Here is a 22241-nt window from a genome sequence, read left to right as displayed (position 1 = left end):
TAAATAGAGTGAATAAAAACTGATAGATGAGGTGATTTAATTGGTTGACATAGCATTGCTGGGATGTGGAGGCGGAATGCCTATTCCTGAAAGGTATCTTTCGTCACTTCTCATAAACTATAAAGGCAGAAAGATATTGCTTGATTGTGGTGAAGGTACCCAGGTATCCATGAAAATACTTGGCTGGGGATTTAAGACAATAGACATAATTTGTATAACTCATGGACATGCGGATCATATTATGGGACTTCCAGGTATTCTTTTAACCATTGGCAACAGTGGTAGAACTGAGCCTATTACAATAATTGGGCCCAAAGGTATTGCTGATATTGTAAATGGTCTGTGTGTTGTAGCACCTTACCTTCCTTATGAGCTTAATATTATAGAAAATCCAGAGAAGCCAGTGAAAGTACAAACTTCAATAAATTGTATGAATGCTTCAGTGGGAGAATTTCATGATTTAATAATTTCAACACTGGAACTTGAGCACTCAACTAATTGTTTGGGTTATAGCTTTTATTTTAGAAGAAAACCAAAATTCGATGTTAAAAGTGCGACTAAAAATGAAATACCAAAAATGTTTTGGAGTAGACTTCAAAAAAATGAAACTGTAATTAACCAGGGGAAAACATATTTACCTAGTGTGGTGCTAGGAAAAGAAAGAACTGGAATAAAGCTTAGTTTCACCACAGATACAAGGCCAATACCTGAAATAGAGAGTTTTATTAAAGAAAGTGACTTGTTTATTTGTGAGGGCACTTATGGTAATGGAAATGATATTGAAAAAGCCATAAAGAACAAACATATGACCTTTAGCGAGGCGGCGAAGCTTGCGTTGAAGGGTGAAGTGCAAGAACTCCTATTGACACATTTTAGTCCTTCTATGCATATCCCTGAAGAATATAAAGATAACGCAGAGAGCATTTTCAAAAATACTATTATTGGCTTTGATAGACTTGTGAAGACTTTATCTTTTAAGGATTAGAAAAAATAGAAAGTGTATGGTAATATAATAGAGTAAATAATGATTTCAATACAAGGGGAATTCTAGATGATAATGGAGGTATGGATGTGTTAAATAACGAAATTAAAGAAAGTTTACTTAGAGAAGGAATTCATGAGGATGCTGTAAAATCCTTAGATGAAAAGGGAAAGTGTCTATTTGATATAAATAGTACAAGAGACGTGTGCTTTGAATTTATTGATGAGGGTGTTAAATTTAGTTGTGAACAAAGCATTTTAGATCATGACTTGTATCTAATAAAAATTCTAAATTAAAGCTGTGAAGTATCAGTAATAATAAATTTCTAATTATAGGCGCTAATTACTATTTTAGAGGGAGGAAAACTTTATGATAAAATCAAAGCAACATTTGGCAGTATTTCAAGCAATACTTGCAGCTGCATTGTTTGGAATAAGTTCACCAGTTTCAAAGTTATTATTAGAAAAGATACCTCCTATGCTTATGGCTTCGCTCCTGTATTTAGGAGCAGGCATTGGAATGTTATTCTTAGGACTTATAAAGTGGTCAAAGAACACTAAAGCAAAAGAAGCTAAGATTAGCAAAGCCGAACTTCCATTTGTTATAGGTATGATAGTTTTAGACATTGCGGCGCCAATATTTTTAATGATTGGACTTACTATGACTACAGCATCTAATGCTTCTTTACTAAACAATTTTGAAATTGTTGCTACAGCTCTTGTTGCACTACTAATTTTTAAAGAGTCAATTGGAAAAAGGTTATGGGTAGCTATTTTTTTTATAACGGCATCTAGCATTGTTTTGTCCATAAGTGACTTTAGCAGTTTTTCGTTTTCTGTAGGTTCGATTTTTGTTTTGTTTGCATGCATTTGCTGGGGCTTTGAAAATAATTGTACAAGAATGATGTCTTTAAAAGACCCAATGCAGATAGTGATTGTTAAAGGACTTGGGTCTGGGGCAGGTTCACTTTTAATAGCAGTTTTAATGAATGAATATGCAAGTGATATAAGATATATACTTATAGCTATGATTTTAGGTTTCTTTGCATACGGATTAAGTATATTTTTTTATGTAACTGCACAGAGGCAGTTAGGGGCTGCAAGAACAAGTGCATATTATGCTGTTGCTCCTTTTATAGGTGTAGGATTATCTCTAATATTGTATAACGAACAAATAACAGTAAACTTTGTTATAGCAGTTATTTTAATGCTTTTCGGAGCCTATTATGCTACTGTAGAAAAACACAATCATAAACATATTCACGAAATGGTCAAACATGAGCATCGCCATGATCATAATGATAGTCATCATAATCATGTACATGAAAACTTTGAGAATGGGGAACACAACCATGTTCATGTTCATGAAAGCACTGAACATGAACATAATCATACTCCTGATATGCATCATGCCCATGATCATTAGTGAAAATCATTTATCAACATTTACTCCTTCAATTTCCAATAGTAGTTTTTGTGTTGGAGTTCTATTACCTGCAAAACCTACCAAATTGCCACTTTTACCGATAACTCTGTGACATGGTATAATTATAGGTAATTGATTAAATCTATTAGCTTGCCCTACAGCCCTTACAGCTTTAGGGTTTCCTATGGCTTCTGCAATCTGCAAATAATTTCGGGTTTCACCGTAAGGGATATCTTGAAGGGCTTCCCATACTTTTTTTCTGAACTGCGTACCTTCTATAGATAAGGGTATGCTAAAATTTTTCCTTTTTCCTTTAAAATATTCATCTAGCTGAAGTATAACATCTTTGCAAAGCTCTACATCTTTAAGAATAAATTCATGTTTGTTTTTGTACTTTATCCAATCTTCTTCAAAAATTTCTACTTTCCGAGCACCTATTTCATCCACAACTACATGGATAAGACCAATAGGAGAATCATAAATATCATAACCAATTTTCACAAAATCCCTCCTAAATCATATATTTACCTATGTAAATAAAATGTATCATAAGATTTTAAGCCTGTCTAGTTTAAATACATTTTATTGTTATATTAAATAAAGTTATCAATATAAGTACACGAATGTTATCTGTTCTCTTGCATATTTACCTATAATAAGTGTAAGATGGTGTTAGAATATTTTGAAAATTTGGGAGGGTTACATATGCAAGGAAAAATGTTTTGTTTTCAATGCGAACAAACTGCAGGTGGAAAAGGTTGTACTAACATAGGAGTCTGTGGAAAAACTCCAGAAATTGCAGCAATGCAGGATTTATTAATTTACCAGTTAAAAGGAATAAGTTGTTATGCTACTAAACTTTTAGAAAAAGGTGAAAAACTTGATAAGTCATGGATTTCATTTGTTGAAAATTCATTGTTTATGACGTTAACCAATGTAAATTTTGATCCTGAATCTCACATTAATATGCTTAAAAAATCTCAAGTAATCAAAGAAGAGGTTAGAAAAAAATTAGGAAATGAAAAAATAAATGGTGAAGAGGCTCTATATAATTTAAGCGATTCTAAGGAGCAAATGCTTGAAGATGCTAAAAAAGCAGGAGTTATGTACGACCAAGAATTAGATGCAGATATACGTTCTGTACGAGAAACTATAAAATACGGATTAAAAGGAATAGCAGCTTATGCACACCAAGCTAGATTTATAAAATATAATAGTGAAGAAGTAGATGAATTTTATTTTATAGCTCTTGCGGCATTAACTGATGATAGTTTAAATCTTCAAGATCTTATAAAGTACTTACTTAAAACTGGAGAGATGAGTGTTAAAGTTATGGAGGTATTAGATACAGCTAATAATGAAAAATATAGCTCTCCTTCACCTCAAAAGGTTAATGTAAACATTAAAAAAGGACCATTTATCGTAATTTCTGGTCATGATTTAAGAGATCTCGAAATGCTACTAGAGCAAACTGAAGGTAAGGGCATAAATATTTATACTCACGGCGAAATGCTTCCTTCCCATGGATATCCTAAGTTGAATAAATATGCTCATTTAGTAGGTAATTTTGGAGGGGCATGGCAAAATCAACAAAAGGAATTTGATGGTATCCCTGGTTGCATTTTAATGACAACAAACTGTTTAATGAAACCAAAAGATTCATATAAAGATAGAATCTACTCAACGAGTGTTGTTGGGTGGGATGGCATAAAACATATAGCGGCGGGTGAGAATGGTCATAAGGATTTCTCTGAAATAATAAACAAAGCTCTAGAACTTGGCGGCTTCGAAAAAGATGAAGAAGTTAAAGAAATTTTAGTAGGGTTTGGGCATAAAGCTACTTTAAGTCATGCTGAAACAATAATTAATGCAGTGAAAGAAGGAAAAATCAGGCACTTTTTCTTAATTGGAGGATGTGATGGAGCAAAGACAGGAAGAAATTATTACACTGAATTCGCTCAATTAGTTCCAGAAGACTGTATTATTCTTACTTTAGCCTGTGGAAAATACCGTTTTAATAAATTGGAGTTTGGCACAGTAGCAGGACTTCCAAGATTACTCGATATAGGTCAATGTAACGATGCATATTCCGCTGTTAGAATAGCTCTAGCACTAGCTGATGCATTTAAATGTGGGATTAATGATTTACCACTAGCGATGATTATAACTTGGTATGAGCAAAAAGCTGTTGCCGACTTATTAGCATTACTTTCACTGGGAGTAAAAGGAATTTATCTAGGACCTACACTTCCAGCATTCGTAAGTCCTAATGTATTACAATTCCTAGTTGATAATTTTGATATTAAACCTATAAGTACACCTCAGGATGATTTAAAACAAATATTAGGATAAGAAATATAGTTTAAAAATAAGCTACTTCTAAAGATAGTTAAATATCTTTAGAAGTGGCTTATTTTAACGACATTTCAGAAGGAAGTCTCCCACTTCTATAAGTGGGGGTCATATACTACAACAAAAAGAAAACTTCAGTGGGGGGATAACAATTGAGAATTGTTATCTGCTCCAGAGGTCTACAAGGGGGTAAATCTCCTTCTGAAGTCGTTAATTACAGCGACCCAGGAGATGATTTAATGACTTTTTCCAGTAAATAAGTGTTCCAATCTTGTGCAAAATATGATAAAATGAGAACAAACGTTTGTGGGGTGTTAAAAGTGGATGTAATGAGAAAACTTGAAATATTATCTAATTCAGCAAAGTATGATGCTTCTTGCTCTTCTAGTGGTTCTAATAGAAAGAATACGGCGGAGGGTATAGGAAATGCTTCGACCTCAGGCATTTGCCATTCTTGGTCACAGGATGGTAGATGCATTTCACTACTTAAAATCTTATATACTAATAAATGCATATATGATTGTAAATATTGCATTAATAGAGCTAGCAATGATTTAGAAAGGACAAGCTTTACTCCTAGTGAAGTAGTAGATTTAACTATGAATTTCTACAGAAGAAATTATATAGAAGGATTATTTTTAAGCTCTGGGGTAGAGAGAAGTCCAGATTACACAATGGAAAATTTAGTTAAAATTTTAAAAGATTTAAGATTGATTCACAAATTTAATGGTTATATTCATGTAAAGGCTATTCCAGGCGCTGATCCAAAATTTATATATGAGGCAGGAGTGTATGCAGATAGAATGAGTGTAAATATTGAGCTGCCTTCTGAAAAAAGCTTAAAGCTCTTAGCACCGCAAAAGAATAAGGAAGATATATTAAAACCTATGGGACTTATTAAGCACAGTATACTTGAGTCCAGTGAATATAAGAAAAAAGGGTTTAAAGCACCAAAATTTACTCCTGGTGGCCAAAGTACGCAGATAATGGTTGGTGCAACCAATGAAAGTGACTTAAGAGTAATTAGTCTTACAGAAGGATTATATAATACCTTTGGACTTAAGCGAGTTTATTATTCAGCTTATGTTCCAGTGGTTGCGAACATAAATTTACCAGCTATTCAAACTACACCACCACTTCTAAAAGAACATAGAATGTATCAAGCAGATTGGCTTTTAAGGTATTATGGTTTTAAGGCAAAGGAATTATTAGATGAGAAAAATCCTAATTTTGATGTAGATTTAGATCCTAAAGCTTTTTGGGCATTAAATAATTTAGACAAGTTCCCCGTGGAGATAAATAGTGCGACCTATGAAATATTGCTTAGAGTACCAGGAATAGGAGTAACATCAGCTTTAAGAATCATAAGAGCAAGAAGACTTTGTAATCTTTCCTATGACAATTTAAAAAAAATAGGAGTAGTGCTTAAAAGAGCTAGATTTTTTTTAACCTGCAGCGGTAAATTTTATGGAGATAAGACAATGGAAAGAGGAAGGCTTAAAAATTATTTATTGGACTTTGAAAGCTTTGATAAACCGGAGCAACTTAGTTTATTTACCCAAAGGGGCGATTTATTTGGTTAGATACATTTATGATGGAAGCTTTGATGGATTTTTATCTGTTATATATGATTGCTATTATAGTAGAGTTCCTGAAAGTATTGAGAGAGAAAGTGATTATAACTTCAATATGTTATACGAGGACATAGTTATTGGAACTGATATGGCGAAATCAGGTAAAGTATACAGGGCTATATTAGAAAAGATTTCACAAGATACACTAGTTTATGTGTATCAGGCCTTTTTATCTGAGGAAGATGGCATAGAATTAAATTTATTTAAGTATATACAATTAGGATTTAAGCTGGGAAGTAAAGTAAATGATTTTCTAACAGAGGAAACTGTGAATGAAGTACAGAAAATTTCTAGAAAGGTAGGTTTTGAAGCACATAGATTTTTAGGACTAGTTAGATTTCAAGAATTTAAGGGAATATTGTATGCAGCAATAGAGCCTACTCACAATATTGTTGAACTTATAGGAAGTCACTTTAGTGTAAGACTCAAAAATGAAAAATGGGTAATTCATGATGTAAAAAGAAAAATTGGTATAGTTTATGAAAATAATGAAATGATACTTAGGGATTTAAAATTTGAAAAATTAGAAAGTCATGAGGAGGAAGAGTTGTTCTATCAAAATCTTTGGAAGGCCTTTCATAAAAGTATATCCATAGAAGAAAGATCTAATGAAAGGTTACAAATGCAACATATGCCAAAGAAATATTGGAATAATTTAACTGAAATGAAAAAGTAATCACCGTTTTATAATGAACACTTTTTTATATTTCAACATTTATTCTTAAAAATGCTAGAAATCATGATATAATAGATATAAATGCATTTATTAGATTATTGTTATTTAAAGGAAGGAAAGATGATTATGAAAAAATTAGTAGAATACACTCAAGTTGAAAGTCCTAGTATAAGTATTGAAAGAAAAAAACGCAAGATGGAAGAGATTTATAAAACACTAGAGGCATTAGGAGCTAAAAATAAAGAGACGGCTAAAAATAGTAAGGAAATAAACAGTAACCTTCCTAAAGAGCTTACTGTTGAAAACATAGATAATGTGAAGAAAAACAAGAAAGCCCAATTGAATACACCTTCATTTATAGGTTCACTTGCGGGAGTTATGTCTAAGTTTAAAATACTTGGAAAAGTATATATAGTAGAAAAAAAAGAAACTAAATGGTATATATCAGGCACTGTAAAAATGATTAGTGATATAGACCCTAGAGATATGTAATTTTTATAATTTGTTTTTCATGGATACAATCACATAACCACTATAAAAACTAAGTCTTAACTTTTAAGATTTAGTTTTTATAGTGGTTATATCATTAAAAATTCAAAACTACTTGCAAATATGTAGTTATTTATATAATATATATATTATATGATATACTATATAGGAAATGTGCTATACAAAAGTGATAAAAAAATAGAAAATAACAAGATTATAAATCTTGTAGCTGTAATATTTGTCAGAATTTAAAGAAGTAAATAATATGCTGGAAGGAGAGTTTTTTTATGAAAATATTAGTTATTAACTGTGGTAGTTCTTCTCTAAAATATCAACTTATCAATATGGAGGATGAAACTTGTTTAGCTCAAGGATTGATTGAGAGGATTGGTAGTGAAGGATCTGTTTTAACTCAAAAGGTACAAGGAAGAGAAAAATATATAGTAAAACAAATTATGCAGGATCATAAAGATGCAATAAAATTAGTTCTTTCAACTCTTATAGATGGAACTAATGGAGTAATTAAAAGTGTAGATGAAATTTCAGCAGTAGGTCATAGAGTTGTTCATGGTGGAGAATACTATTCTAAATCTGTATTAATCGATGAAAAAGTAATGAAGGCTCTAGAGGATTGTTCAAAACTAGCACCACTTCATAATCCACCAAACATTATTGGAATTAACAGCTGCAAGGCACTTATGCCGAGCACCCCAATGGTGGCAGTATTTGATACGGCCTTTCATCAGAATATGCCAGAACATGCATATATTTATGCACTACCATATGAATTATATGAAGAACATAAAATAAGAAAATACGGATTCCACGGAACTTCTCATAAATATGTCTCTCAAGTAGCGGCAGAAATGATGAACAAAGATATTAAAGATTTAAAAATAATTTCCTGCCATTTAGGAAATGGAGCAAGTATTGCTGCAATTAAAGGAGGTAAATCCATTGATACAAGTATGGGATTTACACCTCTTGCAGGGCTTGCTATGGGCACAAGATCTGGAGATATAGACCCTTCAATTATAACTTTCTTGATGGAAGAATTATCTTTGTCTTCAGAAGAACTAGCAGATTTATTAAATAAAAAATCAGGCGTTCTGGGAATTTCTGGAATAAGTAGTGATTTTAGAGATCTTTGGGATGTGGCTAAGAACAATAAAAGAGCACAACTCGCTTTAGATGTTTTTCATTATGAAGTTAAAAAGTTTATTTGTAGTTATGCAGGTGCATTAGGTGGCGTAGATTGTATCATATTTACTGCAGGAGTTGGCGAAAACTCTGCAAAAGCTAGAGAAGCTTGTTGCACAGGATTAGAATTTTTAGGCGTTAAAATAGATAGTGAAAAAAATAATGTTGCTGGCATTGCGGCAGAGATAAGTACACCAGATTCAACAGTAAAAGTTTTTGTAATACCAACCAATGAAGAGTTAATGATAGCAAGAGATACAAAGGAAGTTGTCAGTTTATAAGATATTACACAAAAGCAAGAAACCACTACAAGCATTAAGGATTGTAGTGGTTTCTTGCTTTTGTTATTAAATATTATTTAATAAAGGAGCTATTTGATAGGTCTTTTAGTGTATAGCTATTAGTAGTTAATTTTTTTGCTTTAAGCCAAATTAAAACTTCTCGCAGCTCTTTTTCAGGGGGCATAGTAGCCTTTGAATAAGTTGGGAAAATCAATGTTTTTTTCACAATTTCAGGAAAACCAGCTTCCTTAATTACAAAATCAATATAACTTTCCTGTTTTGCTTCTTTTAAAAACTTTATAGATTTATTATAGGCTTTATAAAATGCTTTTATTTCGTCGGATTTTGATGCTATTGTATCTTTTGTGAATAGAATTACACCAGGGTTTATACCTAGTTTATCAGAACTACTTAAAACTTTTCCACCAGAAGAAATTGCAGTGCTTGCCAGAGGCTCTGGCAATGTAGCCATATCTAATTTACCATTGGTTAGCATTTCAAGTCTAGTAGGTATCTTCGGTATTGCTACTTTTTTTGGTGAGTTAACATCTATGCTTGAATTTTCCATAATTCTATCTGTTAGATATTCAATAATAGTATTTTTAGAAATCCCTATGGATTTTCCAGCAGATTGTTCAATTTTAGAAATATTAGAATTCACTCCAGAAATTAGTTTATAACTACCATCTGTTTTTGAAGTGATTTTAACATCAAATTTATTATCGTTAAAAAATACTACCGCAAGCATATCAGATATTGCTCCATCAATTTTACCCGTTTGAAGTGCTGTATCCCTATCTGTTGCACTTTTAAAATGCTCTATTTTTACCTCTATACCTTCTTCTTTAAAATATCCATTGTGCTCTGCTATAATAACTGGAACAGAGTCTAAATCTGGCATAGCACCAATAGTTAGAGTTTTTTTTGGCTTTAGCCCCGCATCTTCTTTCACCTTGCTTGTGCATCCAACAATACTTATACCCATTATAAATACTAAGGTAAGTGCTAAAAATTTTTTTTTCAATATGTACCTCCAATAAAAATTTATTTTGTCCACAAATAGCTTTCTAACAATTATATTTTTTGAAAAGTCGAAAGAAAGTAGATAAAATAATATAAAGCCCTGTAATGAAATGTAAATAACGCAGTCATCATAACACTTATTTAACTCAGTGTAAATACTGGCAGTCCAACCTTTGGAATATATCTATGAACTAAATTAACAAAACATATTATTAATGACCAAATCGCTTCTTTATTTGCAGAGTTAAAGGTATTGTGATAAAATTTTAACTAGTAAAGTTGAAAGAAATAAAGACTAAGTAAATATGTAAATAACGAGTATAATTTATTTTAGGTTAATAATTTTATATTTTAGGCATTATAAACTATATTTTTGGTAAAAATAGTCCTATAATAATAATTCTCAAACTGAGGGGGATATAGTATGAGTGAAAAGAAAAGAATAGCTATACTTGGCGGAGGGTATGGTGGAGTATTAACGGCAAAGAAGCTTGCTAAAAAATTCAAAAAAGATGAAGAAGTTGAAATCACTCTTATAGACCAAAATCCATACCACACACTACTTACTGAACTTCATGAAGTAGCTGCAGGACGTGTTTCAGAGGATGCTATTAGGATTGATTTCAAAAAAATATTTGCAAAAAGAAAAGTAAAAGTTGTACTTGATGAAATTACTGATTTGGATTTTAAAAATAATGTACTAAAATCCGAAAACAATACCTATGAATATGATTATCTAGTAATTGGTGCTGGATGTAAGCCCACTTACTTTGGCGTAAAGGGAGCAGAAGAATTTTGCCATAAATTATGGTCTTTTGAGGATGCTGTAGCACTTAAAGAACATATTCTTAAAATGTTTAGAAAAGCTGTAAAAGAAAAAAACAAAGAAGAAAGAAAAAAACTTCTAACTTTTATTGTTGTTGGTGGTGGATTCACAGGTGTTGAAATGATGGGAGAACTCGGTGAGTGGAAAGAGAGGTTATGTAAGGATTTTTACATAGAACAAGAGGAAGTAACTTTAATATTAGCAGATGACCTGCCTAAAATATTACCTAATTTCCCTGATAAGTTAATAGCAAAAACTAAAAAAAGACTTAATAAATTAGGGGTTACAGTACTAACTAATGCTGGTGTTACAGAAGTTACAGGGGACACTGCTACAATAAGAAACAATGGTATTGTTAATACCTATACAGTAATTTGGACTGCTGGCGTTGAAGGCTCTGATATTATTGGTAAAATGGATATTCAGCAAAAGGGTAGAAAAAGAATAGTAACTGACGATAAATTGCGATCTTTAGATTATAAAAATGTTTATGTTGTTGGTGATAACATTTTCTTTATTCCTGAAGGTGAAGAAAGACCTCTCCCACAAATGGTAGAAAATGCAGAAGAGTCTGCTGCATTAATTGCGCATAATGTTTATACAGACATAAAGGGTGGAGAAAAGAAATCCTATAAACCTTCATTCCATGGTGCAATGGTATGCGTTGGCGGAAAATATGGTGTAGCAAATGTTGGAGCTGGGAAAAACTTTTTTGCATTATCTGGATTCTTTGCATTATTTGTTAAACACTTTATAAATATTGTTTACTTTATCCAGGTCGCTGGGTTTAATAAATGCTGGTCATACTTATTACATGAATTTTTCCATGTTAAAGATAATAGAAGTTTTGTAGGTGGCTATTTTTCAAAATCATCTCCAAACTTCTGGTTATTAGTACTTAGAATGTTCGTTGGTTACAAATGGCTAACAGAAGGACTTGAAAAATTACCTAAAATAATAGCTGATCCTTCAAAAATTTTCTTAATACCTGCACCAGTAGTTGATGGAGCAACAGCTGCAACAGCTGCAGCACCAGCGGCAGGAGCGGCACCAGTAGCAACATGGGTTGCATTACCGGTACCAGGTTTTATAGAAAAAATAGTTAAATGGTCTATGGATACTTTCTTTTATACAGGTGATGGTGGATATACAGTTTTAGCTACAATTTTCCAAACCGGTATGGTAATTGCAGAAATATTAGTAGGAATAATGCTTATCGTTGGATTATTTAGCGCATTAGCTTCTCTTATGTCAGTTGCTATGGGTATTATGATTTGGACTTCAGGAATGGCTCCTACTGAAATGTTATGGTACTTATCAGCAGGAATTGCTCTTATAGGTGGATCTGGAAGTACTTTTGGTATGGATTACTATGTGCTACCAATACTTAAAAAGTATTGGAAGAGCATTGGATGGGTTAAAAAATCTTATTTATATGTTGATTAATATATATTTATACAATAGTTATGTAATTAAAAACTGAATTTTTTTAAATCTAATGTCCTTTTAAAAATAATTAAAAGGACATTTGGTTTTATAGTGGAATATTAATTAATAAGTAATATTTATTGGAAACTCAAAAAATAATTGGACAAGGTGATAAAATGAGTAAATTTTGGGAATGTTATCCTGATATTGCAGATGAATTAGAAAGTATAAAAAAGATAATTGTAGCTAATGTAAAATCTAGTGAAAAAGAATTTGATGAAGCTATTTTTCCACTGGTTAATGCAGGTGGAAAGATGTTAAGGCCAGCCTTTTTGCTACTGGCCGCAAAATTCGGAGAGTATGATAAGGACAAAATGCATAATTTAGGTGCAGCCATTGAAATGATGCACATGGCAACATTAGTTCATGATGACGTTGTAGATGAATCTAAACTTAGACGTGGTGTGGAAACGGTGCAACACAAATACAGCAAAGAATATGCAGTGTATATAGGTGATTTTTTATTTTGTCAATGCTTTATAATGCTATCTGGATTTGATTATTCCACTGAAAATTTAAGAGATATATCAAAATCTATATCTAAAATATGTATGGGAGAAATAAGGCAATATAATATTAGATACCTAAGAAACACAAGCCTTAGAAAATACATAAAAATTATATCTGGAAAAACAGCAGCGCTATTTGCTATTAGCTTTTATACTGGTGCAAAGGAATCTAAATGTAGTGAGAAAACTTCAAAATTATTAGCAAGGGTTGGTTACTATATTGGAATGGCTTTTCAAATCATAGATGATTTGCTTGATTACAGTGGAGATGCGAGTAAACTAGGCAAAAATGCTCAAAGTGATTTAGTAAAAGGTTATTATACACTACCACTAATATATGCTATGGCAGAAGACTGCGAAAATAAAATTTCTATTATATTAGATAATACTTCATTAAATGATGAAGATGTAAAACAAATAACTATATTAATTAAAAAATATAATGGAATAGATAAGGCTCAAAACTTAGCGGATAAATATACAAAAAAAGCCTTTGATTATATTGAAAAATTACCTGACTGCGAAAGCAAAGAAATAATTAAAGCTGTAACACAAAAATTATTAAATCGTAATTCCTAATAAAATATAGAAAGGGATGGTTATATGGCTTATAAAGATTTGCAGGATTTTATAAATCATTTAAGAGATAAAAAACTTTTAGATGAAATTGAAATCGAAGTGGATAGTGAGCTTGAAATTACGGAAATAGCTGATAGAGTTTCAAAAAAGTATGGTCATGCCTTGCTTTTTAAAAATGTAAAAAATTCAGAATACCCAGTATTAATTAATTCACTAGGAACCTACGAGCGAATGAATTACGGGCTAGAAGTAGAGGATCTTGATGATATTGCAGCAACTATAATGGATTTTATGGATGTAACTAATTATATAACCTTAATTAATAAGGTTAAATCTATTCCCAAACTTGCAAGACTTGCAAGAGTATTTCCTAAAAAAGTAAAAAACGCCCCTTGTCAAGAGGTAATAGAAGATGCAGACTTAAGTAAGCTTCCAATATTAAAGTGCTGGCCTAAAGATGGAGGGCGCTACATAACACTTCCCCTAGTAATAACAGTAGATCCAGAAACTAATCAGCAAAATGTTGGAATGTACAGGCTTCAGGTATATGATAAAAATACTACTGGTATGCATTGGCATCTACATAAAGACGGAAAAGAGATATATGAAAAATATAGGAAGCTTGGATTGAAAATGCCTGTATCAGTAGCATTAGGCTGCGACCCAGCAACGATATATGCCGCCACTGCACCACTGCCAAAAATGATAGATGAAATGATTTTTGCTGGATTTCTTAGAAAATCACCTGTAGAAATTGTTAAATCAATAACTAATGATATTTATGTACCTGCCAATGCTGAATTTATACTAGAAGGATATGTAGACTTAGATGAAAAGAGATTAGAAGGTCCCTTTGGTGACCATACAGGATATTATTCTCTTGAAGATATGTACCCAGTGTTTCACATTGAAAAGATTACAAGGAAAAAGCATCCAGTATATCCTACAACCATTGTAGGTAAGCCCCCTATGGAAGATTGTTACCTAGGAAAAGCTACAGAACGAATTTTTTTACCCTTAATGAAGGTTCAATGTCCTGAAATAATAGACATAAATTTCCCGCTAGAAGGTGTATTTCATAATTGTGTAATAGTTTCAATTAAAAAGGCTTATCCAAAGCATGCTCACAAAATTATGAATTCACTATGGGGACTTGGGCAGATGATGTATACAAAAATGATTATAGTTGTAGATGAAAATATAGATCCTCAGGATATCTCAACCGTAGCCTGGAAAGTATTTAATAATATAGATCCCAGTAGAGACATAGTAATTTCAGAAGGACCTTTAGATGCACTTGATCATGCATCAAATACTCCTTTTTATGGTTCAAGACTAGGTATAGATGCTACAAAAAAATGGCCATCAGAAGGACATTCAAGGCCTTGGCCAGATGATATAGAAATGTCTGAGGAAATTAAACAAATGGTAGATAAGAGGTGGAGTGAATATGGTATTAAAGAAACTTAAAAGCTATGGAGAGTTAGTTATGTTTTCTCATACACTATTCTCTCTCCCTTTCGCTTTAATATCAATGATTTGGGCAGCTAATGGGTTACCAACAGCTGCTACAGTATTTTGGATATTAATTGCACTTGTTGGAGCTAGAAATGGTGCTAATGCTCTTAATAGAATTGTAGATAAGGATATTGATAAAAAGAATCCTAGGACTGCAAATAGACATTTGCCAAAGGGCCTGGTAAAGGATTATGAAGTTTTAGGAATAGTGCTACTGTGTTTCTTTATTTTTATAATAGCAGCCTATAAATTAAATCCTCTATGTTTTATGCTATCACCGGTGGCACTTTTTCTATTTATAATTTATTCTTATACTAAAAGATTTACATGGGTATGTCATATCATTCTAGGTATTACTTGTGGTGGCGCTCCTGTAGGAGCATGGCTTGCAGTAACAGGAAAATTTGCTATAGCACCAATTGTTTTAGGTGCTGTTGTAACATTGTGGGTAGCTGGTTTTGATATAATTTATGCAACTCAAGATATTGAATTTGATAGGAAAACTGGTTTGTTTTCTATACCCGCTAAATTTGGTTTAAAGGGTGCATTATGCATATCATCTCTGTTTCACTTTATTACGGTTTTGCTTTTAATTAGTTTATATTTTATAATGCATAGAGGCTGGATATATTTATTTGGCATATTTATCAGCGCCATTTTGTTAATCTTAGAGCATTATATTGTGTCTCCAACAAACACAAAGAAGATGAAAATCGCTTCTTATAACATAAATCAAGTTGTAAGTGTTTGTATATTTATTTTTACTGTATTAGATTTTTTTATATTATAACTAAGAGGTGATTTGTTTGGGAAGATATATAGTAGGGATTACCGGAGCCAGTGGAAGTATCTACGGTGTACGGCTTATAGAAGAGTTAATAAAAGGTGATAATGAAGTTTATTTAGTTATTACAAATAACGGCAGAAAAGTTTTGGAATATGAGCTTGAAATGGATTTTGATGGATGGCTTAAAAATCTTAGTAATTCTAAAGGAAGGCTTAATTTATGTGATATAGAGGACATGTTTTCTTCTATAGCAAGTGGTTCCTTTAAGACTGATGGAATGGTAATTGTGCCCTGTTCAATGGGAACTCTTTCAAAAATAAGTAGCGGAACTTCCGATAATTTACTAATAAGAGCTGCAGACGTAATCATTAAAGAAAAAAGAAAATTGATTTTGATTCCAAGGGAAACTCCTCTTAGTTCTATTCATCTTCAGAACATGCTTTTTTTAAGCAATTTAAATGTTTTGATAATACCTCCTATGCCAGCTTTTTATGAAAAACCAAAAACTATTGAAGATATGGTAAATATCACTGTAGGGAGGATTCTTTCAAGCTTAAATGTAGATAATGAAATGTACCATGAGTGGGGCATAAATAAATGATAAAAATAAGTGATTTAAGTGTTTGTTATAAAAATGTGGACAAACATACCAAAGTCATAGAAAACGCGAATTTAACGGTAAAAAAAGGGGATATTTGTGCTATAATTGGTCCCTCTGGTGGTGGCAAATCAACTTTATTAAAAGTTCTAGCAGGAATTATTGTAGACTACACCGGTGAAGTTTTAATAGATGGAAAAGCAGTGAATCCTAAAATACATAGAATCGGATTAATACCTCAAAATTACGGACTAGTTAAATGGAAAACAGTAGAGCAGAACATATTTCTATCCGCGAAAATAAAAGATGGTAAAGGCCATATTGATATGGAATTTTATGAAAAACTGCTAGTGGAATTAAAGCTTAAAGACTTTGTTAAAAGATATCCAAGCCAGCTAAGTGGGGGACAAATGCAAAGAGTAGCCATGGCTAGAGCTTTATTATTAAAACCAAATGTACTTTTAATGGATGAATCTTTTTCTGCCTTAGATGCTATGACCAGGGAAGATGTTCAAAAAATGTTTTTAGAGGTTTGGCAGGCACATAAGGTTACTACTATACTTGTAACCCATGATATTAAAGAAGCAATATATTTAGCAAAGAACATAGCTGTAATATCCGCATCCCCAGGAAAAATAGTTGAAGTTATAAGCAATCCCTTATTTGGAAAAGTAAATAGGGAAGTTGATTTGGAGTACATACATATAAACAATAAACTTAGAAAAATTCTTAAAGGGGGCTAGCTGGAATGAGACTTAAAGAATATAAACTAGTTAACTTTGCAATTGCTTTTTTTATTATTTTTGGTTTGTGGCAAATAATAGCAATGATTATTAATAAGCCATTATTTCCACCCCCTTATGCAATAATAATAAATATATTTATAACTTTTAAAAGTGATATAGCAATCCATGTTATTTATAGTTTTAATAGAATTATAGTAGGTTTGCTATTTACTTTGGTAATAGGTGTACCTGTAGGTATTTTAATGGGATATTTTAAAAAAATCGATTTAATATTTTCACCAATTATATATTTTAATTATCCTATACCTAAGATAGCATTACTACCTATAGTAATGCTTATTTTTGGCTTAGGCGATTTAACAAAAATAGTTATGATTTTCTTAATTACATTTTTTCCTGTAGTAGTTAATATACGAGATGAAGTAAAAAATATCCCTGAAGAGGTTTTTTACCCTATGTATTCATTAGGAGCAACGAATTTTCAAATAATGAAAGAGATTATTTTTCCAGGAATACTTAAAGCCTTATTAACATCTCTTCGAATAGGTATAGGTACTGCTATATCTGTTTTATTCTTTACTGAAAACTTTGGCACAGAGTATGGTATGGGGTATTTTATTATGGACTCTTGGATGAGGATCAACTATATTCAAATGTATTCAGGTATTTTAATCTTAAGTTTAATCGGCCTATTTTTCTTTATTATAACTGATGTTTTAGAAGGGATTTTTTGTCCCTGGAGATAAGATACCCACACTGATTTTTAAAATTTTATAATGCTTTATTAAAATGTATACTTGAAATGACACAAAAGTAGAAAAATGATATAATCATATTAATTGATATTGACCCTAGAAAAACTAACGTGAATGACAAGGAGGAGACTTACTTGAGAAAATTAGTTATATTAGCATTATGGATAGTTTTAGCAACTGGACTCGTGGCTTGTGGTTCCAAAAATGTTATTTATAAGCAAGGAACCTATGAGGGAAACGCAGAGGGGCATATAGGACCCATAAAGGTTAAAATAGTAACGGATCAATATGAAATAAAGGAAATTGTGATATTATCGCAACAAGAAACTCCAGTGATAGCTGAAATAGTATATAAAAAAATACCACCAAAAGTAATAAAAGCTAATAGTTCAGAGGTTCAAGTTGTTGCAGGAGCTACATATACAAGCAATGGACTTATTAAAGCTATTAAGGATGGGCTAAATAAAGCAAAAATAGAATAATCACAATATGAGGTGAAGTGCTATTGAAATTGCAGTATAAGTTAACAATATTTATAAGCATTATAATATTTATGATCATTGGTGGAATAGGAATTGTTACTTATTATCAAGTGCAAAATTCTGTGGAAACTCAAATGGGCAATAATGCTATGGATTTAGCTGTAACTATTGCATCTATTGATATAATTGAAAAAACTTTAGCAACTTCTAAAGATTATGACACTGTTCAAAAAACTATAGAGAGTTTCAGAGAAAAAACTAGATTTCAATATATTATTGTTATGGATATGAAGGGAATAAAATATTCCTATCCCAATGGTAATTCTCTAGGCAAAAAATATGCTGACGGTGGAGAAGAGCAGGTGCTAAAAAAGGGTGAATCTTATGTAGCTAGGGACAGAAATGTTTTGATTTCGGCAACAAGAGCCTTTGTACCCATTTATTATAAGGGAGAACAAGTAGGTGCAGTTTTAGTGGGCCTTTTAACAGATACAGTATATGCTGAACTTGATTTCCATTTACTTTGTTTGAAAATAGCTTTAGTAGTTGGTCTTTTAATGGGCATAGTAGGTGCAGTTTTTTTATCAAATACAATAAAGAAAAGCATATTTGGCCTGGAGCCAAAGGAAATTGCACTACTACTGGGACAGAGGGATTTAATTTTGCAGAATCTAAAAAATGGAATTATAGCTATTGATAGTGATGGCAAAATAATACTCTTTAATAAAATAGCTAAGGAAATCTTAAAACTAGAAGATAAAAATATAGGCAAGAGTGTTGCTACTTTGAACTTAAATTATACAGATGAAATGATGGAAGTATTGAGGAATAAGGAAGCAGTATATAATCAAGAAATTAAAATGCGCCCGGGTAAAACACTTATGTGCAGTCATACCCTATTAAAAAATCATAAAGAAGAAATCATAGGTGTTGTATCTAGTTTCCAGGACTTAACTGAGGTTGTGAATATGGCAGAAGAATTAACTGGAATTAAAAAAATGACTTCTGCTTTAAGAGCGCAAAATCATGAATTTATGAATAAACTTCACACTATTTCAGGCCTAATACAATTAGAAGAGTATAATGAGGCTATTGAATATATTTCACATATATCCAAGCTTCGCGGAGAGGTTTCTGATATTCTCAGCAAAAGAATTAAAAATACCCACATAGCAGGGCTCTTACTTGCCAAATATAATAAAGCAACAGAAGCTAAAATTTCTGTAGAAATTGATGCAAATTCTTATTTAGATGATATTCCTAAAAATATAACAGTAGATGAAATTTGCTCTGTAATTGGAAACTTAATAGAAAATTCTATAGAAGAATTAGTAAAATTTGAAAATGGTAAGATATCCATAAGATTAATATCCAATAGTGAATCACTTAGAATAAGAATTCAAGATAATGGTTCTGGAATTAGTGAAAATATAATAGATAAAGTTTTTGAGCGTGGATTTACAACCAAACCTGGTAACAGAGGATTTGGCCTTAGTATTATAAAACAAATAGTAGATTATGCAGGCGGTGACATAAATGTTCTACAAGATAATGGAACTATATGGGATATATTTATACCAATGAAAAGGAGTAGATCATATGATTAAGGTTCTTATTGTTGAAGACGACCCTATGGTGAGAGAAATAAATGAAAAATTTCTAAAAAAAATAGAAGGGTTTACACTATATGACAGCGTTAACTCTATTGAAAAAGCAAAAGAAGTTATAATAAGTGGAAAACCTGACCTAATATTATTAGATGTTTTTTTTCCGCAGGGTCTAGGTACAGATTTATTAAAGTGGATACGACTAGAAAATTTAAAATGTGATGTTATATTAATTACTGCAGATAGGAATACAGAAACTGTTGAAGAAGCATTTCGATATGGAGTAGTAGATTATTTAGTAAAACCTTTTATATTTAATAGGTTTAAGGAGGCATTGCTTCAATTTAAAAGTAGAAAGAATAGTTTTAAAAATGTTGATAGTATGGAGCAAGAAATTATTGATAAATATACTATAAAAGAAAATAAACACGTCATAGAATATTATGAAAATATTGGTGACATTAAGGGATTTAATCAGTACACTTATGAAAAAGTTATAGTGGGTATATCTGATATGAAAGATAAACCATTTACATCTGAGCAAATTGCAAAAAACATCGGAGTTTCTAGAATAACTGCTAGAAGGTACTTAGACTATTTAGAAAAAGAACAAAAGCTTGTGGTTGAAATGGAATACGGTAAGGTGGGTAGACCTAAAAACAAATATAGAATAAAAGGAGAATATTAGTGCAATTTAATATGCAGTAATATTCTCCTTTTAATATAAATATAAGAAGTAACATCACGGAGTAATGATACCTACTAAAATTCCTCTGTTTCTAAAATAAATCCTTCTATTACAACATCCTCATCAATTTCAATAAGTAGACATCTTCTACCATCACTATTTTTTACCTGCTTAACTGAATTTAGATCCTTAGGTGTTAATGTAATATTTGCAATTTCACTAGTAATCTTAATGGATTTTGAATTGAATTCAGGTACAATATTGTTTATCTTAAAATCATACTTTATACCACAAGTTTCAATGAAGGCAGTGTCTATATCAGATATAATCTGTGCTCCACAATTACTCAGAATATTTTTAATATCCTCAATTCCAATAGAGGGGCTTTCACCACCTTCAGCTTGCTCGGCGAGTTCATGTATATTCACATAAATGTCCTGCATAAGTTCAGGTTTGATTTTTTCGCCGATTATGGATTTCAATATATCACCAAAGCAATTTTTCTCGTCTTCAGCAGTAAACTTAAAATCACAGTTAAGAACTTTCTCAATGAAATCACCATTTAATTCTTTAGGTTTTGAAGCATAATATAAAATTTTATTAATATCTGAATATCCATTGTTAAGAGTAGGGAACATGAAGCCCTCCAAGGGAGAATTAAGATTAATAACTGAATCTAAAGCCGAATTTGCTTTGAATTCCTTATCAGTATAATCAAATTTTAGAGTTCTCTTTGGTATCTCTATTTTATTTACACTTGCAAGAATGAAGTTAAAGGCTTGTACTGCATCATCAATGCTTTCATCAGCCTCCATATTTCTATGGTTAGAACCTAACCAATATTCAGCTTTAATAAAAGTAACCACCACATCAGTTTCATATTTATAATTAGCTGTAATTTTTTTAATAAGCTCATTAAGGGTGTTTTGAATTTCGTCTTTATCACTTGCTTTTAGTGCAGTGCCTAAAATCTTTTGAGTGTTATTTTCTTCTTCGATATTCTGAAAATCTAATTCGAAAATTTTTGTATCTATAGCGCCAGTAAGCACTTTCTTAAAATTACCTAAAAATAACTCTTTTTTATCCATATCCATTCTATCAAAAAAATCAAATTCTGAATGAATAACAGGCTCATAATCTATTTGCACATTATCTTTTTTTAGATAAACGCTATAAATTTCCTGAATTTTCATCATACTACTATCTAATTTAAATTCTTTTCTTATGTCTGTAATCTCTTTTTTATTCATCATAAAACCTCTTTTCATTGTTATTTTCTTTTATATGCTAAAATTATAACACAAAATTATGGAATGATATTATAAAATTTCCTATATTGATTAATAATAACTATTGACAAAGTATTATTAGCGTGTTATATTATAAATATAAGAAGCGCAACTTATCGTATATTTAGTAAAATCTTTAAACGAAACTTGATACCCCCAATAAATTGAAAAATAAGAGAGTGGGGTGAGATCATAAAAATATATAAAAACTATAAGTAGACTAAGAATTCAATGATGATTGCCATTGCAATCGGCTAAGAAGCCATTAAAGTAATTACTTAGGAATACAAGAGATAGCTTACCATAA

General features: G+C 31.4%; 21 protein-coding genes. 18 read left to right on the top strand and 3 right to left on the bottom strand.

Features of this window, described 5'->3' with window-relative positions; translation table 11 throughout:
* The first annotated feature begins 40 nt into the window (after positions 1-40).
* The 3 genes from G9F71_RS14520 to G9F71_RS14510 all read left to right on the top strand — a co-directional run bounded on the left by G9F71_RS14520 (position 41) and on the right by G9F71_RS14510 (position 2407).
* A complete protein-coding gene (locus tag G9F71_RS14520) occupies positions 41-985 on the top strand; it encodes a ribonuclease Z (protein WP_164949806.1) in 945 nt (314 codons plus the stop codon).
* A gap of 86 nt (positions 986-1071) precedes the next feature.
* On the top strand, positions 1072-1278 hold the full coding sequence (locus G9F71_RS14515; RefSeq protein ID WP_125001610.1) for a hypothetical protein: 207 nt from the start codon (positions 1072-1074) through the stop codon (positions 1276-1278).
* A gap of 76 nt (positions 1279-1354) precedes the next feature.
* Positions 1355-2407, top strand: a complete 1053-nt coding sequence (locus tag G9F71_RS14510; protein WP_372481071.1) for a DMT family transporter — start codon at positions 1355-1357, stop codon at positions 2405-2407.
* 6 nt (positions 2408-2413) lie between these two features.
* Here the strand turns inward: G9F71_RS14510 and G9F71_RS14505 are convergent, their stop codons facing one another.
* A complete protein-coding gene (locus G9F71_RS14505) occupies positions 2414-2908 on the bottom strand; it encodes a methylated-DNA--[protein]-cysteine S-methyltransferase (RefSeq protein ID WP_164949804.1) in 495 nt (164 codons plus the stop codon).
* A gap of 204 nt (positions 2909-3112) precedes the next feature.
* Here G9F71_RS14505 and hcp point away from each other — a divergent pair, with 204 nt between their 5' ends.
* The 5 genes from hcp (at position 3113) to G9F71_RS14480 (ending at position 9039) form a co-directional block, all read left to right on the top strand.
* Positions 3113-4759 carry a hydroxylamine reductase gene (hcp, locus tag G9F71_RS14500; RefSeq protein WP_164943640.1) on the top strand — a complete coding sequence of 549 codons (1647 nt, stop codon included), beginning with the start codon at positions 3113-3115 and terminating at the stop codon, positions 4757-4759.
* A 320-nt stretch (positions 4760-5079) separates the two neighbouring features.
* Positions 5080-6342, top strand: coding sequence for a putative DNA modification/repair radical SAM protein (locus G9F71_RS14495; RefSeq protein ID WP_164949907.1), 1263 nt, complete (start codon positions 5080-5082; stop codon positions 6340-6342).
* Entirely contained in the window at positions 6335-7069 is a 735-nt protein-coding gene (locus G9F71_RS14490) for a TIGR03915 family putative DNA repair protein (protein WP_164949803.1), read from the top strand. The genes G9F71_RS14495 and G9F71_RS14490 overlap by 8 nt, the downstream gene beginning before the upstream one ends.
* Before the next feature lie 126 nt (positions 7070-7195).
* Positions 7196-7561: a hypothetical protein gene (locus G9F71_RS14485; RefSeq protein WP_164949802.1), complete on the top strand. Its 366-nt coding sequence runs from the start codon at positions 7196-7198 to the stop codon at positions 7559-7561.
* 284 nt (positions 7562-7845) lie between these two features.
* Positions 7846-9039, top strand: a complete 1194-nt coding sequence (locus G9F71_RS14480) for an acetate kinase (RefSeq protein ID WP_164949801.1) — start codon at positions 7846-7848, stop codon at positions 9037-9039.
* Between the two features lie 73 nt (positions 9040-9112).
* Here G9F71_RS14480 and G9F71_RS14475 read toward each other — a convergent pair whose 3' ends face one another.
* Entirely contained in the window at positions 9113-10063 is a 951-nt protein-coding gene (locus G9F71_RS14475; RefSeq protein ID WP_164949800.1) for an ABC transporter substrate-binding protein, read from the bottom strand.
* Between the two features lie 423 nt (positions 10064-10486).
* Here G9F71_RS14475 and G9F71_RS14470 point away from each other — a divergent pair, with 423 nt between their 5' ends.
* The 10 genes from G9F71_RS14470 to G9F71_RS14425 all read left to right on the top strand — a co-directional run bounded on the left by G9F71_RS14470 (position 10487) and on the right by G9F71_RS14425 (position 20645).
* Complete coding sequence (locus G9F71_RS14470; RefSeq protein ID WP_164949799.1) at positions 10487-12334, top strand: FAD-dependent oxidoreductase; 1848 nt, start codon at positions 10487-10489, stop codon at positions 12332-12334.
* 122 nt (positions 12335-12456) lie between these two features.
* Positions 12457-13464, top strand: coding sequence for a polyprenyl synthetase family protein (locus tag G9F71_RS14465; protein WP_207712062.1), 1008 nt, complete (start codon positions 12457-12459; stop codon positions 13462-13464).
* Positions 13465-13488: 24 nt separating this feature from the next.
* Positions 13489-14934 (top strand): menaquinone biosynthesis decarboxylase, encoded by a 1446-nt coding sequence (locus G9F71_RS14460; protein WP_164949797.1) that lies wholly within the window; start codon positions 13489-13491, stop codon positions 14932-14934.
* Entirely contained in the window at positions 14915-15772 is an 858-nt protein-coding gene (locus G9F71_RS14455; protein WP_164949796.1) for a UbiA-like polyprenyltransferase, read from the top strand. Before G9F71_RS14460 ends, G9F71_RS14455 begins: the two co-directional genes overlap by 20 nt.
* A 16-nt stretch (positions 15773-15788) precedes the next feature.
* A complete protein-coding gene (locus tag G9F71_RS14450; RefSeq protein ID WP_164949795.1) occupies positions 15789-16370 on the top strand; it encodes a UbiX family flavin prenyltransferase in 582 nt (193 codons plus the stop codon).
* Positions 16367-17110, top strand: a complete 744-nt coding sequence (locus G9F71_RS14445; RefSeq protein ID WP_164949794.1) for an ABC transporter ATP-binding protein — start codon at positions 16367-16369, stop codon at positions 17108-17110. The genes G9F71_RS14450 and G9F71_RS14445 overlap by 4 nt, the downstream gene beginning before the upstream one ends.
* Before the next feature lie 5 nt (positions 17111-17115).
* A complete protein-coding gene (locus tag G9F71_RS14440; protein ID WP_164949793.1) occupies positions 17116-17859 on the top strand; it encodes an ABC transporter permease in 744 nt (247 codons plus the stop codon).
* A gap of 143 nt (positions 17860-18002) precedes the next feature.
* The gene (locus tag G9F71_RS14435; RefSeq protein WP_164943627.1) at positions 18003-18350 is read left to right on the top strand and encodes an FMN-binding protein; all 348 of its coding nucleotides are present in this window, start codon (positions 18003-18005) and stop codon (positions 18348-18350) included.
* A gap of 23 nt (positions 18351-18373) precedes the next feature.
* Positions 18374-19957 (top strand): sensor histidine kinase, encoded by a 1584-nt coding sequence (locus G9F71_RS14430; protein ID WP_164949792.1) that lies wholly within the window; start codon positions 18374-18376, stop codon positions 19955-19957.
* Positions 19950-20645 (top strand): response regulator, encoded by a 696-nt coding sequence (locus G9F71_RS14425; protein WP_164949791.1) that lies wholly within the window; start codon positions 19950-19952, stop codon positions 20643-20645. The genes G9F71_RS14430 and G9F71_RS14425 overlap by 8 nt, the downstream gene beginning before the upstream one ends.
* A gap of 74 nt (positions 20646-20719) precedes the next feature.
* Here G9F71_RS14425 and G9F71_RS14420 read toward each other — a convergent pair whose 3' ends face one another.
* The gene (locus G9F71_RS14420) at positions 20720-21898 is read right to left on the bottom strand and encodes a DUF4317 family protein (protein ID WP_309559708.1); all 1179 of its coding nucleotides are present in this window, start codon (positions 21896-21898) and stop codon (positions 20720-20722) included.
* Positions 21899-22241: the final 343 nt, after the last annotated feature.

It is taken from the genome of Clostridium sp. FP2, from assembly GCF_011065955.2.
GTDB classification, from domain to species: domain Bacteria; phylum Bacillota; class Clostridia; order Clostridiales; family Clostridiaceae; genus Clostridium_AD; species Clostridium_AD tagluense.
Note: the sequence above shows the minus strand (reverse complement) of the source record. Positions and strands in the feature narration are given on the sequence as shown.